The organism is Plantactinospora veratri, from assembly GCF_036421995.1.
GTDB lineage: Bacteria > Actinomycetota > Actinomycetes > Mycobacteriales > Micromonosporaceae > Plantactinospora > Plantactinospora veratri.
In genome coordinates this window covers 495787-511640 of the sequence record NZ_JAZGQL010000001.1, presented here as the reverse complement: position 1 = coordinate 511640, position 15854 = coordinate 495787, and the positions used below count along the sequence as shown (strand labels likewise).

Annotated in this window: 14 protein-coding genes; 5 read left to right on the top strand and 9 right to left on the bottom strand. The window is 73.5% G+C overall.

Annotated elements, in window-relative coordinates:
• The first annotated feature begins 37 nt into the window (after positions 1–37).
• From V1634_RS02295 to V1634_RS02280, 4 genes are read left to right on the top strand one after another with little or no spacing between them, the layout of a single operon-like run.
• Positions 38–655, top strand: a complete 618-nt coding sequence (locus V1634_RS02295) for a toll/interleukin-1 receptor domain-containing protein (protein WP_331206027.1) — start codon at positions 38–40, stop codon at positions 653–655.
• Positions 648–2999 (top strand): hypothetical protein, encoded by a 2352-nt coding sequence (locus V1634_RS02290; RefSeq protein WP_331206026.1) that lies wholly within the window; start codon positions 648–650, stop codon positions 2997–2999. Before V1634_RS02295 ends, V1634_RS02290 begins: the two co-directional genes overlap by 8 nt.
• Positions 2996–3976 (top strand): hypothetical protein, encoded by a 981-nt coding sequence (locus V1634_RS02285; protein ID WP_331206025.1) that lies wholly within the window; start codon positions 2996–2998, stop codon positions 3974–3976. The genes V1634_RS02290 and V1634_RS02285 overlap by 4 nt, the downstream gene beginning before the upstream one ends.
• Complete coding sequence (locus V1634_RS02280; protein WP_331206024.1) at positions 3973–4491, top strand: hypothetical protein; 519 nt, start codon at positions 3973–3975, stop codon at positions 4489–4491. Before V1634_RS02285 ends, V1634_RS02280 begins: the two co-directional genes overlap by 4 nt.
• A gap of 120 nt (positions 4492–4611) precedes the next feature.
• Here the strand turns inward: V1634_RS02280 and V1634_RS02275 are convergent, their stop codons facing one another.
• Entirely contained in the window at positions 4612–5196 is a 585-nt protein-coding gene (locus V1634_RS02275) for a TetR/AcrR family transcriptional regulator (protein WP_331206022.1), read from the bottom strand.
• Positions 5197–5285: 89 nt separating this feature from the next.
• On the opposite strand from V1634_RS02275, the gene V1634_RS02270 reads away from it, so the two are divergent.
• Positions 5286–5693 (top strand): nuclear transport factor 2 family protein, encoded by a 408-nt coding sequence (locus tag V1634_RS02270; RefSeq protein ID WP_331206021.1) that lies wholly within the window; start codon positions 5286–5288, stop codon positions 5691–5693.
• 31 nt (positions 5694–5724) lie between these two features.
• On the opposite strand, the gene V1634_RS02265 is transcribed toward V1634_RS02270, so the two are convergent.
• From V1634_RS02265 to V1634_RS02230, 8 genes are all read right to left on the bottom strand, one after another.
• The gene (locus tag V1634_RS02265) at positions 5725–7983 is read right to left on the bottom strand and encodes an AAA family ATPase (RefSeq protein WP_331206020.1); all 2259 of its coding nucleotides are present in this window, start codon (positions 7981–7983) and stop codon (positions 5725–5727) included.
• A 54-nt stretch (positions 7984–8037) separates the two neighbouring features.
• Positions 8038–8949 carry a cellulose binding domain-containing protein gene (locus tag V1634_RS02260; RefSeq protein WP_331206019.1) on the bottom strand — a complete coding sequence of 304 codons (912 nt, stop codon included), beginning with the start codon at positions 8947–8949 and terminating at the stop codon, positions 8038–8040.
• 135 nt (positions 8950–9084) lie between these two features.
• Positions 9085–9498, bottom strand: a complete 414-nt coding sequence (locus tag V1634_RS02255; protein ID WP_331206018.1) for a hypothetical protein — start codon at positions 9496–9498, stop codon at positions 9085–9087.
• A gap of 53 nt (positions 9499–9551) precedes the next feature.
• On the bottom strand, positions 9552–10337 hold the full coding sequence (locus V1634_RS02250) for a GTP-binding protein (protein WP_331206017.1): 786 nt from the start codon (positions 10335–10337) through the stop codon (positions 9552–9554).
• Positions 10315–10818: a DUF742 domain-containing protein gene (locus tag V1634_RS02245; RefSeq protein ID WP_331206016.1), complete on the bottom strand. Its 504-nt coding sequence runs from the start codon at positions 10816–10818 to the stop codon at positions 10315–10317. The genes V1634_RS02250 and V1634_RS02245 overlap by 23 nt, the downstream gene beginning before the upstream one ends.
• A 76-nt stretch (positions 10819–10894) precedes the next feature.
• Positions 10895–11362, bottom strand: coding sequence for a roadblock/LC7 domain-containing protein (locus V1634_RS02240; RefSeq protein ID WP_107257522.1), 468 nt, complete (start codon positions 11360–11362; stop codon positions 10895–10897).
• A complete protein-coding gene (locus V1634_RS02235; RefSeq protein ID WP_331206015.1) occupies positions 11359–14355 on the bottom strand; it encodes a sensor histidine kinase in 2997 nt (998 codons plus the stop codon). The genes V1634_RS02240 and V1634_RS02235 overlap by 4 nt, the downstream gene beginning before the upstream one ends.
• Positions 14345–15703 carry a hypothetical protein gene (locus V1634_RS02230; protein WP_331206014.1) on the bottom strand — a complete coding sequence of 453 codons (1359 nt, stop codon included), beginning with the start codon at positions 15701–15703 and terminating at the stop codon, positions 14345–14347. Before V1634_RS02230 ends, V1634_RS02235 begins: the two co-directional genes overlap by 11 nt.
• Positions 15704–15854 lie beyond the last annotated feature (151 nt).

Genomic DNA, 15854 nt, shown 5'->3' with positions numbered 1-15854 from the left:
GCGACGTCCCCGACCGCTTCTGCCGAAAGGCGACCCGATGACCGGGATCTTCATCAACTATCGAACTGGTGACGAGACGTTCGCCGCACCGGTGATCGACGAGAGGCTACGCAGGGAATTCGGCGACGACCGCGTTTTCCGGGATTCCCGTTCACTCGAACCGGGTCTCGATTTCCCGCCCGAGATCTGGTACCACCTCAAGCGCAGCACCGTGTTGCTCGCACTTATCGGCCCCCGGTGGCTCACTCTGGCGGACGACTCCGGAAACCGCCGGATCGACCATCCGAAGGACTACGTGCGCCGGGAGATCCGCCGGGCGCTCAAGCGGGACATCCGAGTCATCCCCGTACTGCTCGACGGGGGCCGGATGCCGGCCGAGGAGGAACTGCCGCACGACATCAGGCGGCTGGCCCGTCGTCAGTTCCTGCCACTGCACACCCGCAACCTGCTGGGCGACCTCCAGCGGCTGGTCGACGAACTGGGCCGGATCGTGCCGCGCGCCGGGTCGGCTCCGGGCACCGCGTCCGCGACCACCCCCGCACCGGGCCAGGCTGCTCCGGCGGCACCGGCCAACGGCCGACACAGCGCCGTACACATCACCGGGGACGGTCAGGTCTTCAACGGACCGATCACCGGAGGAGACAGCAATGGCTGAGCAGGCCGAACGGCCGGCGAACCCGCCACAGACTGCCCCGGACGTCTCCGGCAAGGCGTCCGGGGCGCCAGCCCAGGAAGGCCGGTCGCCCGGCCCGGCCGGCGACGGCCCGGCCGGTACGCCCGGCGGCTCCGGCGCGGAGGCGAAGTCCGCCGGTGACCCCACCAGGTCCGCCGGAGACGCCGCCGAGGGGCTCGCCGCGAGTCTCGGCGGGGCCAGGTCAGCGGCGAAGTCGCCGGGCGAGGGGGCCGGCGACGAGGAGCGGACCTGGCAGCAGCAGGAGATCCGCGACACCCTGGCGGCCGCGCTCAGTTCCTTCGGCAGCCGCTCCTCCGGCGTCATCGTCGTCGGCGACGGGCACACCTTCAGCGGCCCGATCACCGGCGGGGACAGCCGGACCGGCGCGGACCGGTCCAGGGCGGTACTGCGCACCTTCACCGCCGGGTTCGTCGCCGGTACCGCCCGGGTCTACGTCTCGCCGGACGGGTACGTCGACCTCGCCGAGGCTCTGGAGGACAGCCCGGTACTGCTGATCAGGGCGCGTCGGCGCTGGGGCAGTACGACGACCGCCGTCCGGCTGCTCTCCGAGATGGAGACCGTGCACGAGCTGCGCTTCGCCGACGCGCTCGCCGCACTGCCGATCGAGGACCTGCCCGAGGGGTGCGGCTTCGTCATCGAACGGCTCAGCAAGAACCAGCTCGGCACCCTGTACGCCCGCGAGCTGCCGATGCTGGAGGAGCGGCTGGCCCGGCGCCGGGGCAGGCTCGTGGTGATCGTCGACGACTCGGTGCGCGCCTCCGACCACGCGGTCGACCGGCTCGCCCGGCAGATCGCCGCACCGCCCGTGGCGCTGAAGCTGGTCACCAGCCACCTGGCGGAACTGCTCGGCTCGGACGCCGAGGCGGAACGACTGTTGGCGGACGAGAACGTCGGTACCCGGCTGGCCGACATCGCGCCGGAGTCGTTCGACGCACCGCAGCTGGTGGAACTGGCGAAGGACCTCGCCGAGGTGGCCTCGGGTACGGGCACGGTGGCGGACGCCATGGCGCGGTTCGAGGACCGTTCCCGCCGCGACGTCGAGGACTGGTACGACGAACTCGCCACCTTCGACGAGCGGGCGCTGGTCGTCGCGATCGCCGTACTGGACCGGATGTCCTTCGACGCGGTCTCCCGGGCCGCCACCCTGCTGGAACAGGCGTGGCGGGAGGACGAGGCCGGCAACGGCCAGGCGCCGCCACGGTCGCGGCAGACCCGGCGCAGCCGGCTGCAGGCGGCCCGGGCCCGGATCGACACCGAGGTACGCCGCACCCGGTACGGCTGGGCGGAGCTGGAGGTCGTCTCCTTCGTCGACCCGAACTACCCGGCCCGGCTGCTGCACCACCTGTGGCACGAGCACTACTACGACCGGGCTCTGCTGCTGGACTGGCTGCGGCGGGTCGCCAGCGACGTGGAGGGCGCGGTCGGGATCCGGGCGGCGACCGCGATCGGCTACCTGAGCCAGTTCGCCTTCGACACCATCCGCCGGGACATCGTGACGCCGTGGGCCGGCAGTGGCCGGGGCAACGAACGGGAGTGGGCGGTGGCCGCCCTCGCGCTGCCCGCCCGGGACCCGGCGACGGCGAGCCGGGTCATCCGGCTGGTGCTGGACTGGGCGGACCGGGACAGTCTGGCGCTGCGGCTCTCGGCCGCCCGGGCGCTGGGCGCCAGCGTCGGGGCGGTGTTGGACGGCGGTCCCGACGAGCACCTCGCCGAACTGGCCGACGGCGCCGAGACGCCGCTCCAGCTCGCCATCGGGGACAGCATCGCCGAGCTGATGGCCGAGGCGACGCTCGACCGGCAGACCGAGCTGCTCCGGCTGCTGGACGCCTGGTCGGTGCAGAGCCGTTCGGGCCGCCTCTACGCGGGGGTGGTGGGCTTCCTCGAGGTCGCCGCCACGCTCTGGACCAACCAGAAGACCCCGGACGGCGACGTGGCCTGGCCGATCCTGCTCTGGACGGCCGGCGAGGGTGGGCGGCCGGTGACGGTCCCGGACGACGGCGTCGTCCCGGCGGAGGGCTGGTCCGAGGCCGGGCAGATCGTCGCCCGGCTCTGGGGGCGGGCTCTGGTCGCACCCGGTGTGGACACCGCCGTGCACAACGTACTGCGCAGGTGGGCCCAGGCGGCCGAGGAGGCACCGGCGCTGCGTCCGGCCCTGGTCAGCCTGCTGATGAAGGCCGCGGCCACCGACCGGCAGCGGCATCTGCTGACCGCGCACGCCAACCGGTGGCGCGATCCCAAGCCGCTGGCGCCGGACCTGGCGGCCAGGTTGCTGAACGTACTCAGTCGAAGGGTTGGTGTGTGGTGATCCGTGGCCCCGTCCTCGAACGGAAAGAACTCCGCCGGCTGCCGTTCCAGCGGCGGCCGATCGCCGAGCCGGGTACCCGGCTCGTGTTCCAGATGTCCAGTGGCCAGTTGGTGGCGCCGACCCACCCGTACACCACCGGGGACGTCTGGTGGCGCGGGCCGCGAGCGGTCTACGTGGTCTACACGTCGCCGCAGCCGGCGTACTTCGCCTGCACGCTGCCGTGCGCCGGCGACACGCTCTTCTTCGACGCGGCGGTGCGGTTCTCGTTCGCCGCCGCCGATCCGGTGAGTGTGGTCCGGGAGCAGGTCTCCGACCCCATCGCCGACTGCCGGCGCTATCTGATGGAACCGCTGCGCGCCGTCACCCGCAGGTTCACGGCGATGCAGCCGGAGGCGGCCGAGCGGGCGATCAGGTCGACGCTGGCGGACGCGCCGACCGACCTCGCCAACGGGCTGCGCATCAGCGACCTGCGCTGCGAACTGACCATCAACGCCGAGCAGGGGCAGCTCGCCAAGGATCTGGAGATCCAGACGTTGCGGCAGCAGTTGGCGATACGTACCGAGGCGGACCGGATCGCTCTGGACAAGCTGAACCAGGACGCCGACCTGGCCCGGCACCAGGAGCGGGCGGCGTTCCACGAGCGGCTGCTCTCCGGCGGCGGTGCGGCGCTGGCCGGCAGCATCGTGGCACAGGATCCGACGAAGGCGACCGAGGCCGCCAACTTCATGATCTCGCTCTACGACCAGGACCAGAAGCTGGCCGTGGAGGCGCTCAAGGTGATCATGGAAGGCGACCAGATCCGGCTCGGCGAGATGGACGGTGCCGTGCAGGCGGTGGTCGAACGCTTCAAGGGGATGATCACGCAGGGCGGCGGCCGGTTGATGCCGAACCGGACCGTCGGTGAGCTGTCCAGCGCGCCGGCCCCTGACGGCGGGGCCGCCGCACCGCCGGGCGGCGAAACCGGGGAGCAGCCGTGAACGGAGCCCGAGGCTTTCCGATGGGCATCCTCGACGCGCTGGCCGGATGGATCCGCGACCTCCCGCTGATCCCCGTCGAGATTCGCGGAGTGGTCTGGTTCCCCCTGCTCGCCGTGGCGGTGATCGGCGGCCTGCTACTGCTGGTACGCAGGGTGCTGCCCTGGCTGGGCCGGCTCGTCGGTCGCGCGCTGGGCGTACTGGCCGTCGCGGTCGGCGCCGTCCTGCTGCTGCCGGACCTGCTGGTCTCGTACCTCTACCGGCGTACCGGCGGCGCTCCGCCGGGACTGGCCTACGGCTACGGCGACCTGGTGGCGGAGCTGGCGATCGGGCTGACCCGGGTGTCCGGGCTGGCCGCACCGGCCTTCGCCCGCGCGGCCCGGACACACGCGTTCTTCGTGATCGTGCTCGGTGCGCTCTGGCTCTGGACCTGGAACCACGGCTCCTGCCCCGGCGAGCAGGTGCCGGAGGGCTGCGTACGCCCGGTCGTGGAGTGGACCCGGGCCTTCGACTCCTGATCGTGCCCGGCGGCCGGTCACCGGGCCCGGCCGGCCGCCCGGCACCCGGTGTACCCGTCCGCCGGCTGGCCCTGTGCGGACTGGGCCCGTATCGGCGGCCGACAGCGCCGGGTGTCCGGGTCAGCCGGTCGCGGCCGGGCGCAGGCCGGCGAAGACGACCGCCAGGGTGCGCTGCCGCAGCCCGGCGTCCCAGTTGCCGTGCAGGGCGCCCTGGCTCAGCGCGGCGAGCAGCGCCATCACCTCGGGGAGCTGCACCTGCCGGTCGACCGTGCCGGCGGCCTTGGCCTGGCGCAGCAGGCCGTGCACCGCCTCGCCCAGCACGTCGAGCACCTCGGGAAGTGGGATCTCGACGCCGCTGCGGGCGAGCAGGTCGGCCACGGCCTTCTTGGTGGCGGCCTGCTCGACGGTACGGGCGAAGAAGGTGAACAGCCCGGTGCCGGAGCTGTCGTCGCCGCTCAGCGTCGCGGCCTGGTCGACCAGGCCGGCGAGTACGCCCTTCATGATCGCGGCGAGCAGGTCGTTCTTGGTCGGGAAGTGCCGGAAGACGGTACCGATGGCGACCCCGGCCCGGGCGGCGACCTCCTCGGTGGACGCCGCGACCCCGTGCTCGGCGAACACCTCCTCGGCGGCCGCCAGGATCCGGGCGCGGTTGCGCTGCGCGTCGGCGCGCAGCGGCCGGCCGGGTTCGGCTGTCCGGGGCGTCATGCGGGGCTCTCCTCCTTGCAAAGTGAGTCTGGGTTCACTATCTTCATAAGTCGAGTAGTCACTCACTTTATTTCGGAGGGGATGTTCCGATGAGCACGCCCAGCGAAGCCTTCGCCCGGATCCGCGCCAACTTCCTGGCCAACACGGCCGTCTTCACCGAGGACCAACTCGCCGAGGACGTCGTGGTGGAGATGCCCTTCGCCGCACCCGGCCGGCCCAGCCGGATCGAGGGCCGGCGGGAGTTCCTCGAATTCGCCGCCGCCGGCCGGGCCGGGCTGCCGCTCCGGATCGACGACTGCCGCAACGTGCTGATCCACGAGACCACCGACCCCGAGGTGATCGTCGTCGAGTACGAACTCGCCGCGACCGTCACCACCACCGGCGTCTCCGCCTCCGCCCCGTTCGTCGCGGTGCTCCGGGTCCGGGACGGCCGGGTGGCGCACTGGCGGGAATACCAGAACCCGGCCGCGCTGGCCCTCGCCACCGGCCAGGGCTGAGCCACCGGGCGGAACCGGACCGGCACCCCGCTCACCGCTGCGCGGCGTACGCGGCCAGCCAGGCCACCTGGCTCGGATCCAGCGAGGGGCGGACCCGGGCCCGGGCCGTCGCCACATGCCCGGCGTGCACCGTGCTCGCCTCCAGCGACTCCCGCATCGCCGCCAGCGCCGCCTCCCGGACCAGCGCCGCACAGTCCGCCGCGGAGAACCCGTCCAACTCCTCGGCCAGCGCCGCCAACTCCACCTCCTCGGCCAGCGGCACCGACCGGGCCGCCGCCTTCAGGATCTCGGCCCGGGCGGCGGCGTCCGGGGGCGGCACATAGACCAGCCGCTCCAACCGGCCCGGCCGCAGCAGCGCCGGATCCACCAGATCCGGCCGGTTCGTCGCACCGATCACCACCACGTTGCGCAGCGCCTCCACCCCGTCCAGCTCGGTCAGCAGCGCCGCGACCACCCGGTCGGTGGTACCGCCGTCGGTGGCCTGCCCGCGTACCGGGGCCAGCGCGTCGACCTCGTCGAGGAAGACCAGGGTCGGTGCCGCCTCCCGGGCCCGGCGGAACAGCTCCCGAACCGCCCGCTCACTCTCGCCCACCCACTTCGAGAGCAGCTCCGCGCCCTTCACCGACAGCACGTTCGCCCGGCCGGTACCGGCCAGCGCGGTCACCAGGAACGTCTTGCCGCAACCCGGCGGGCCGTAGAGCAGTACGCCGCGCGGCGGCTGCACGCCCAGCCGGGCGAAGGTGTCCGGATAGTTCAGCGGCCAGAGCACCGACTCGGTCAGCACCTCCTTGACCTCGGCCATGTCCCCGACGTCGTCCAGGGTCACGTCGGCCAGCTCCAGCACCGACGACTCGGCCATCGAGGTCGGCCGGACCACCTCCAGCGCCGCCGAGAAGTCCGCCATCGCCACCGTCGGGGCGGTCGCCTCCTTCTGCCGCAGCGCGGCGCGTACCCCGGCCTCCCGGGCCAGCGCGGCCAGGTCGGCGGCGACGAATCCGGGCGTACGGGCGGCCACCTCGTCCAGCCGGACGTCCTCGGCCAGCGGCATCCCCCGGGTCAGCACCGTCAACTGCTCCCGGCGCAGCGCGGCGTCCGGCAGCGGAATCGCGATCTCCAGCGAGAGCAGGTCCGGCGAGCGCAGGGCCGGGTCCACCGACTCGGGCCGGCTGGTCGTGCAGACCACGGCGGCACCGGCGCGTACCGTCTCGGCGAGCAACTGCCGGAAGACCGTACCCACCGGACCGGGCGTGTCGCGCGGCGCCAGCGCCTCGACGTCGGCGACCAGCAGCACCGCGGGCGGCGCGTCCCGGACCGAGGCGGCGGCCTCGCGGAGCCGCCGGGCGGCGGCGTCGTTGGTCAGCGCGGCGACCTCCGGCGCCCAGATCGCGGCGAACCGGGCCCCCACCGACCGGGAGACCGCCCGGACCAGCGCCGACTTGCCGGACCCGGCCGGGCCGGTCAGGAGTACGCCGAGCGAGACCGTCGTGCCCAGCCGGCCCAGCACCTCACGGTGGTGGAAGCCGAGGTCGAGCAGCTCGGTCAACTCCTCGGCCTGGGTCCGCAACCCCGGCAGCTCGTCCAGGCCGGGCGCCGGATCCGGCACCGGCCCGGTCGCCGCCTGCGGACTCCGGCCGCCGGTGACCGCCCGCGGCTCGGCCGCGGTCGTGCCGTGCGTGGCGTGGCCGTCCCGCCAGCCGACCACACTGTCCATGGTCACCAGCACCGAATCGGCCCCGCCGTCGGTGTCGAGCGGCCCGGTCGAGCCGCTCGCCGACTCCGCCGACGTCACCGTCAACAGGGTGCTGGTCCAGGCGTAGCCGACGGTGTTCGCCAGGCTGCGCCGGGCCGCCTCGACCAGGGTCCGCACCGCCGCGTCGGGCAGCACGTCCTGGGGCAGCAGGGAGACGTCGTCACCGGCGGTGACCATCTTGCCGAGCAGTGCGAGGCGGAGCATCTCCGGCGAGACCACGGCGACGATCTCCGGCGGGCCGGTCAACACCACCCGGCGGGCCGCCACCACCGGGATCGGTGCGACGGTGACCTGGCTGCCGTCGCGTACCCCGAGGTTGCCGAGGACCAGGTCGTCGGCGTAGAGCAGGGCTCGGCTCGCCGACTGCTCCGCCCGGGCCACGATCCCGGCGGTGCTCCGGCGCCCGGTGAGGCGTACCGGAGCACCGGGGTGCAGACCCAGCGCGGTCAGTACCTCCGGATGCAGCCGGACGATGCCCCGGCGGGCGTCCAGCGCGGCCGGACGCAGGCTGGCGGTGAGCGTGAGATCCCGACCCGTCACCGGCCGAGAGTACCGGCCGGGAGCGGACCGGTATCCACCCGACGTGCGCGCCGGTCAGGAGGACGTGTCGCCGAACTCGCGTACCCCGTCGACGTCGAGGGTGATCCGGCCGTTCTCGATCCACGCGCCGGTGGCGGTCCGCCAGCTCCGGTCGTCGCGCTCGTCGATGGCGCCCCAGCTCTGCCGGTGGAAGCGCAGGTAGATCGGCCCGGACGAGGCGCCGGGGGCGAGCACCGCCCCGGGGATGGTCAGCTCCACCCAACCGGGAATCGGCGTACCCGGTGGGGGGAACACGGTCGGGCTCGGCGTCGGCGGGCCGCTCGGCCCGCCGGGTGGCGGGGGTGGCGGTGGCGCGGGCGGCGGGAAGTACTGCAGGGTACGCCGGATCCGGTCGCAGCCGAGCGCCGCCCAGTCGCACCTCAGCACCAGGTCGGTGTTGCCGCCCTCGAAGGTCAGGTGGTACCGCACCTGGACGTAGCTCAGGTCGAGCGGCTCGTTGCCGGTGTTGACGATCTGGAGTGCGTAATGGATCTGGTTGTTCGTCGGGGACCAGTCCAGATTGAGGTAGCTGACCTTCGCCCGGCCGTACGCGGTGCGGAGGTTGATCTCGGGTGAGTTGTCGGAGTAGGCGTTGATCGCGTAGGCGCCGATGGCGATCCGGTACTCGGTGCCGGGCGCCAGGTCGGTCACCGTGAGGGTGGTCGCGCTGGTGCTGCCGAGGTTGCGGTAGACGTTCGCGCCGATCAGCACCCGTACCTCGTAGGTGATCGGGTCCTCGCCGGCCGGGTCGCTCGCCCAGGTCGCGGGCGCCCAGGTCAGGGTGAGGGCGTGCGGCTCGTTGGCCAGCACGACCGGGACGCCGGGGGCGGTCAGCCTCGGCTGGTCGTCGGCCCGGGCGACGCCGACGGCCAGCAGGCTCAGCAGCGCGGCGAGCAGGGAGACGGCGGTGACGCGGCGGGCACGCATGGCGAGGATGGTATCGAGCGCATAGACAGCTACCAATGCAAAATGTCCGACTCCATGGCCCGCCGAGGACGAGACCGACCGGGAGACGGGTGGCAGACTCCCCGAAATCCGGAGGATGTCCCCCCGGCCGGGGGGTCAGCCGTGGTCGTCGGGGCCGAGCAGGGACGGGTCCCGGCGGATCAGGTCGGCGAGCCGGGCGGCGGCGTCCGGGGCCGGCGGATCCTCCGGGGCCGCCCAGCTCGGCACCGTCCGGACCGACATCGGCCAGGAGTGCGGTGCCTGCCCGGCGACCGGCAGTGCCGGCTCGGCGGCGGGCCGCACGGTGACCTCGCCGTCCGACCAGGCGACGTGCATCGCCGTGATCTTCGGCCCGTCGGCGACCCACATCGTGACCGCCACGTTCGGATGCTGCGCGACCACCCGCTGCACCGCTTCGGTCACCTCGTCGACCGGTGATCCGGCCCGGGCGGCCGCCTCCTGGGCCCGTCGTCGTTGCAGCGCCTCCCGGCGCTCCATCCGTGCCAGTGCGTCGTCCAGTTCGCCCCTCATCGTGTCACCCTTCCCGGCCAACCGCCGACCCGTCGCGGCCGGACCGTCGCGGGCTAAGTCTCCCGCTCCCGGATCGCTCGATCCAGGGCCCGATCCAGCACGATCAGTAAGGCGTCGCGTACCGAAAGTCGATCTCGAGCGTCGAACTGGACCAGTGGAACATGTTCCCCGATCGCCAACGCCCAACGGATCGCCGTCAGGTCGTGCGCGATCTGACCGTCGAACGCGTTGACCGCGACGACGAAGGGTAGACGGGCCCGCTCGAAGTAGTCGATGGCGGGATAACAGTCGTCGAGCCGGGAGGAGTCCACCACCACCAGCGCCCCGAGCGCGCCCCGGGCCAGGTCGTCCCACATGAACCCGAACCGGGACTGTCCAGGGGTACCGAAGAGGTAGAGCTTGAGACTGCGGTCGATGGTGACGCAGCCGAAGTCCATCGCCACCGTCGTGGTGGTCTTCTCGGAGCGGATCCCCGGATCGTCCACCCCGATCCCGGCGGTGGTCATCTCCGCCTCGGTGGTCAACGGCGCGATCTCCGAGATGGCGCCGACCGTGGTGGTCTTGCCCACCCCGAAACCGCCCGCGATCAGGATCTTCACCGGGATCGGCGGCGCGCTGCCGCGCCGCTGGTCGGACCGGTGCGCCCCGGCCGGATCGGTGCCGGTCTCCCGGGCGTGCCGGGGCGGCGCGGAGCGGGCCGGCGGGGCGTACCCGGCGGGCAACCCTCGACCGGTACCGACACCGTGTCCGGCCGGGCTGCCGTACCGGCCGGGTGCGCTGTTCGCCAAGGGGCCGGCCGGCGGCGAGGCGGGCCAGTCAGGAGATCGCACGAAGTCCATCGATCACTCGCATAATGAGGTCGGGGTCGTGGGCATCCTCGACGGGACAGACGTGTACGTCGAGGTGGCCGGCGGCCCGCAGGTCACCGACCAGGATCTTGGTGACGCCGAGATGCATCCGGAGCCGGGCGGATATCTCCGCCACGGACATCGGCTCGACGCACAGCGCGACGATGTCCTGGAGTTCCGAGGAGAGCCGGGTGACCGGTGGGCTGGTCCAGGAGGCGCCGTCGATCCTGGCGGTCACCTGGGTCTCCAATCCGATCGCCGGGTCGGCCCCGGAGACCCGCCCGGAGGTCAGCACGAACGGGCGGAGCCCGGTCGGCACCGGCTGCACGACCGGCAGCTCCCCGGTGTCCGCCTCCGGCTCCGCCTCCTCCTCGGCGAGCGCGGCCTGGAGGTAGGGGCGGATCCGGACCGTCGGCAGTACCTCGGGGTCCGGCTCCGGGTCCGGCACCGGCACCTCGCTCCGCTCGGTCATGCGGGTTCCTCACTCCGCCCGGGGGCGCTCCGGGGTGTACGGTGCGGCGGGCCGCCGCCCACCGCAGCACCCGTGGTCATGACTGGACGGAGTTCTTCAGTTCGACGATCAGCCGAGGGGTGAGCGCGCCTCCGGCCCGACCGGCGAACAGGGTCATCTCGTAGGCGACGGTGCCGAGGTTGGCCGACCGGTCGGCGACCACCCCGAGGACCGAGCCGCTGCTGATCGCGCTGACCAGCAGGTAGCCGTCGGTCATGTCCACCACCACCCGGTTGAGCGCACCCAGCGTGTACCAGTTCGCGGCGCCACTGGCCAGGCTGGTCATCCCGGAGACCACCGCGGCGAGACGCTCCGCGTTCGACCGGTCCTTGATCGACGACATGGCCATCAGCAGGCCGTCGGAGGAGACCGCGATCGCCTCCTGCACCCCGGCGGTGCCGGACGTGAACGAGTCCAGCAACCAGTTGAAGGTGCGCGCCTCCTGGCTCAGCTCGCCGGTGCCCGCTGCCTGGTCCTGCTCGGTACGGATGAAGGGAGTGCTCATCGTGGGGTTCCCTCTTCGTGGCGGTGTTCTGTTCGGACTTCGCTCAGCGCGCGGGCGACACCGGACTCGAACTGCATCATCAGCTCGCGTACCTGGTCGGGGTCGCCCGGCCCGGCGGTGGCGACGGCCGGCGCCTGGCCGAGCGGGGTGGTCGGCAGCGGAACGCTCAGGTTGGCTCCGGGGACCCGCCGGTTGAGTCGGGGCGGAGCGCCCGTCGCGGCGGGGGTCGCCGCTGAGGTTCCGTTGGGTCGGGATGCCGACCCGACCGGCCTGACATTACCGCCCTCCGGACGCGGGGCGTTCCGCTCCGGCGGTGTGCCGTCCGGCAGCGGGTCGGCGGGCCGCTCCGAGGCGGAGGAGACCGGTCGCGGTACCGCCTGGTCCGGCTCTCCGGGTCCGGTGCCGATCTGCTCCGACGGGTGATCGGGGTCGGTCGGCCGGGTCTGCTGCTCGCGCTGCGCCCGGCGTACCCCGGCTTCGAACTCCTCGATCAGCGCCCGGACGACGGAGGGGTCGGCCGGGGTCGGTTCGGGGCGGCTCCGGCTGGTGGTGTTCGGCAGTTGGGCGCCCGGGACCCGCTGGCGCAGCCCGGTGCCGGGGCCGGACGAGGCGGGTCCCGGGCCGCTGTCGGCGGAAGGCGTCGCCGGCGCACCCGAGGTGGCCGCGCCGCTTCCCGTATCCGGGTCGCCGGGACCGGCGCCGCCGGGTCGTCCTGCCGGATCCGTGCCGGGCCGGGCGGCGCCGGGCTCGGCGGATTCGGGCCCGGCGGTGGCCACCGGGCGGGTCAGGAAGGCGTTCCAGGGTTGGCCGGCGGTCAGTGACCGGGTGGCCCGGCGGATCAGCTCCTCGTCGAAGACCGGTCCGGCCGGTACCGCCACCGGCATCAGTTCGGGCAGTCGGAACACCGGCGCCGGCCCGGCCGCCGCGGGCACCGGCTCCGGGGCCACCGGTACCGGGGTCACCGGCGCCGGCTCGGCGGGCCTGGACGGTACCGGCTCGGCGAGTCCGGGCGGGGCCGGCTCGGCGGCGGTGGGCACCGTCGCCCGGCCCTGCGGGACGCCGCCCTCGGAAAGCTTGACCGGACGGACCGGCAGCGGCGCCGACGCGCTCGCCCGGGGTGTCGGCAGTTCGGATTCCGGACGCCGGGTGACCAGCAGCCGGTCGGCGATCTCCACCCCGACGGTGACCCCACCGCCCGGGGTGGTCGCCGAGAGGGTGACCCGCCAGCCGTGCCGGCGGGCCAGCCGGCCCACCACGAACAACCCGAGCACCTCGGTCGGCACCAGGTCCAGCCGCTCGCGTCGGGTCAGCCGGGCGTTCTCCTCGGCCAGCCGCTCCGGGGTCATCCCGATGCCGTGGTCGACCAGGTTGAGGCGTACCCCACCCGGGACGACCTCGGCGAGCACGGTGACCCGGGTGTGCGGCGGGGAGAAGGCGGTGGCGTTCTCCATCAGCTCGGCCAGGGTCAGCACCAGGTCGCCGATGACCCCGGGCGCCACCGCGACGTCGAGCCGGACCTGCACGTCGACCCGGGTGAAGTCCTCGATCTCACCGAGCGCCAGCCGGACCACGTCACCGAGCGGCAGCGGGGCGACGTGCCCGTCGCCGCCGGCTCCACCGGAGAGCACCACCAGGCTGCTCGCGTTGCGGCGCAGCCGGCTGGAGACGTGGTCGAGCCGGTAGAGGTGCTGGAGCCGGCCGGGGTCCGTCTCCTGGTGTTCCAGCCGGTCGATCAGGGCGATCTGCCGGCCGACCAGGTTCTGGGTACGTCGTCCGACGTGCCCGAACATCTGGGCCACGTTCCGCCGGCTGGCGGCCTGCCGCTCCACCAGCCGGGCGGCCGTACCCTGCACCCGCTCGAAGGCCCGGGCCAGGTCGCCGATCTCGTCGCGGCCGTCCACGTCCACCGGGTCGAGCCGGATCGGCTGGTACGACTCGGACTCGTCGTCGACGATCCGGGTCAGTTCCTCCTCGGCGGCCCGGGCCATCCGTTCGGCGGAGACGGTCAGCCGGGTCAGCGGCCGGGCGACGGTACGTGCCACCGCCAGGCTGAGCAGCATCATCAGCGCGATGGTCAGCAGCACCAGCAGGCCGACCGTGTACGCCCCGGCGATGGCCCGCTGGCGCTGGTCGGTGACCTCGGCGACCACGTCGGTGACGATCTTCTTCTCGATGAACTGTCCGAGCGTGATCAGGGAGGAGGCCGCCGGGAACAGGTCCGCCAGGTCCAGTTCGGCGATCGCCTCGGTCGGGTCGGCGGCACCGGCGCTGAGGAACTCGGGACCGGTCCGGGCCGCCGTGGCCCGCTCGATCAGGCTGTAGAGCTCGTTCTGGGCCGGCGTGGCGAAGCTGCGGAACCTCGCCAGATTGGCTTCGAGCCGGGCCATGGTGCCGACGTACGCGATGCCGGAGGCCGGGTTCTTCGTCCCGGCGACCAGCACGATCAGGCTGGCGGCGGCGCTGATCCCCTCGTCGGTGCGGAGTACCGCGTCGAGCGCGATCATCTGGCGGCCCTCGGTCGTGCTGGCGTCCGCGGACCAGGTCAGCCCCAGCGACTCGATCAGCGCGGTGTGTACCTGCCCGAACGCGGGGATCACCTGGTCCGGCCTGACCCGCCGGTTCAGTACGCCGGTCCGCAGGTCGGTCAGCCGGCCGATGCCGCCGATCGCGCTGTCGATCTCCTGGGTGAGTTGGTCGCCGAATTCGGCCCGCAGGTCGGCGATCCGGTCGCCCACCTGGGCGCCCTGCTGGACCAGTTCGGAGCGGTCGACGACGTTGAGCAGGTAGCCGACGGAGAGCAGCCGCTCCCGCTGGAGATCCTGCACGAGGGTGCCGACCTGGCCGGCCCGGCGCACCGTTTCGGCGGTGTCGGCCGCCTCCCGGGCCGAGGAGATCCGGTCGACCAGCACCGGGACGGCGAGGCCGATGGTGCTGAGCAGCGGAAGGATGGCGAGCAGGGCCAGCCGGCCCCGGATCCGGAGCCTACCGAGCATCGGGACGTCCCCACGGCGCCTGGCTGTCCGGAGCGGCCGACTGGGTGGCCTGGCCGGCGGGTATCGGATCCTGCCAGTCCGCCAGCGGCGAGCGTCGACCCGGATCGCCCGCCGGGTCCGGCCGGCGCGGCCGGCGCTCGGGCAGCGGCGGCACGCCGCCGGCCGGCGGCCCGGCCAGCGTCGCGCCGACCGGCAGCGGCGACTCGACCGGCGGCGGCCCGACGGGTGGTGGTCCGACCGGCGGCGGCCCGGCCGGCCGAGGTCCGGATTCGGTACCGGCGGCGGGGCCGAGCCCGCCGGCCGCCGGGTCACCGGCCCCGGCCGGGGCGCGACCGGCCCGGGCGGCGGCCCGGGCCGCCAGCACCGGCAGGGCGGCGAGGACGAGCAGCAGCAGTACGGCCAGGACCAGCGCGCCGACGATGACCAGCCGCTCGTTGGCGCGCGCGTCGGCCCGTTCCCGGAGCAGGATGTCGAGTTCGGTCAGGATGATCGTGGCCAGGCCGGAGCCGGCGAGCTGCGCGGAGGCCCGGGCGGCACCCACCTGGATCGGGTTGGGCGCGGTCGAGTCGCGGGTGAGGGTGGCCAGATCCTCCACCGCGCGCTGGTAGCCGTCGAGCCGGCTGAGCAGGTTGCCGCCGAGGGTGCGGCTGGCGGTGCTCTCCACCGCCGAGCGCAGGTTGTCGACCAGGTCGGCGGTCGGGCTCAGCACGTCGGCCCGGGCCAGCGCCAGTTCGCTGGCGGTACGCAGCCGGTCGCCGCGCGGGCGGCCGGCGGCCAGTACCGAGCGGTCGGCGAGGCGTCCGGCCGCGACGAGGGCCTCCGGCAGTTCCTCGGCCACCGCGTCCTGGAGGTGGTAGGAGTCCGAGTCCGGATCCCGGATCAGCCCGGAACTCTCCCGCACCTTGGCGTAGAGCGCCAGCAGCAGGTCGGTGGTCTCGGTGTAGACGGTCCAGGCGTCCTGCGGGTTGGCCGGCGGGCGGTCGGGCAGCGCCTCGATCTTGGCGTGCAGCCCGGCCCAGCGCTCGCTGGTACGCAGCTCGGCACCGTACCGGACGTCGATCGCGCTGGTCTGCTCGACCGCGGTACGCAGTGCCGCCGCGGCCGCCGCCCGGCCCGCCACGGCACCGGACTGGGCGTCGACCAGGGCCAGCGTCACCTGTCCCAGGGCACGCAGGTACTCGACCCCGTGCCGCTCGCGTTCGGTGCCGGCGAGCCGGTCGTCGTTACTGCGCCAGGCCGAGCTGAAGAGCACGCCGACCGGGACCAGCAGGGCGACCGCGAGCAGGACTCGCAGCGCCGTACCGGTCCGGTTCGGCGCGCGCCGGGACCGTTGCGCGGGAACTGTCATCGTCCATCTCCATCGGCGCGAGGGGTCGATCTGCGTGGCGGGCGTAGGGAGGCCGCCCGGTCCCGTCCACCGGACCGGAAAACTAGTAGACGTCGGAGCCGCTCGATCCGGGCCGAGCAGTCAGTTATGCGTCACTTGGGTACAGGTAACA